The sequence below is a fragment of the Mycobacterium asiaticum genome, assembly GCF_001668675.1.
GTDB lineage: Bacteria > Actinomycetota > Actinomycetes > Mycobacteriales > Mycobacteriaceae > Mycobacterium > Mycobacterium asiaticum_D.
Map to the genome: position 1 here is coordinate 1 of NZ_LZKQ01000086.1, position 995 is coordinate 995.

Consider the following 995-nt stretch of genomic DNA (forward strand, 5'->3'; position numbering starts at 1 on the left):
CCGCAGCACGGGTTGATCAACGAGCTCGGCGCTCAAGCCAGCAAGGAAGAGTTGGGTGGCACGCTCACGTGCGCGTTGGCGGACCGGTTGCGGATCACCAAAGCCGAGGCCGCTCGGCGTATTGGCGAGGCCGAGGATTTGGGTGCGCGGCGGGCGTTGACCGGGCAGCCGTTGGCGCCGGTGTTGACCGCGACCGCGGCCGCCCAGTGCCGGGGTTTGATCGGGGACGCCCACATCAAGGTGATCCGCCGGTTCTTCACCCACCTACCCGCCCATGTCGATGTGTTCACCCGTGAGGCCGCCGAAGCCGACCTGGCCGGGCGAGCGTGTGAGTTCCGCCCCGATCAGGTCGCCGCCTATGCCCGCAAGCTCATGGCCACCCTGCACCCCGATGGCGACTTCTGCGATGAGGACCGCGCCCGCAAACGCTGCTTCGTGCTGGGCAACCAGGAATACGACGGGATGAGCCGCATCAGCGGGCTGATCACCCCCGAACTACGGGCCCTGTTCGAAGCCCTGCTCGCCGCCCTGGCCGCCCCCGGCACCCCCGACCCCACCGCCGAGCCCGACAGCTCGGGCCCGGATATCCGCAGCACCGGCCAGCGCAACCACGACGCCCTGATCACCGCCATCCGCGCCCTGTTCGCCTCCGGCCAACTCGGCGCACACCGCGGCCTGCCGGTGACGATGATCGTCACCACCACCCTCAAAGACCTCGAGGCCGGCGCCGGCGCCGGCCGCACCAGCGGCGGGTCCCTGTTGCCGATGGCCGATTTGATCCGCCTGGCCGCCCAGGCCCATCACTATCTGGCGATCTTCGATGACGCGAAGCCGCTGGCGCTCTACCACACCAAGCGGCTGGCCAACCCCGCCCAACGGCTCATGTTGCACGCCCTGGACCGCGGCTGCACCCGCCCCGGCTGCGACCAACCCGCCTACCACAGCGAGGTCCACCACGTCACCGGCTGGACCACCACCGGGCGCACCGACATCAC

General features: G+C 70.1%; 1 protein-coding gene. It reads left to right on the plus strand.

The features are described 5' to 3' along the window. Nucleotides 1-995: HNH endonuclease signature motif containing protein (locus A9X01_RS07945; RefSeq protein WP_065120220.1), on the plus strand; the 995-nt coding region annotated here is incomplete at both ends.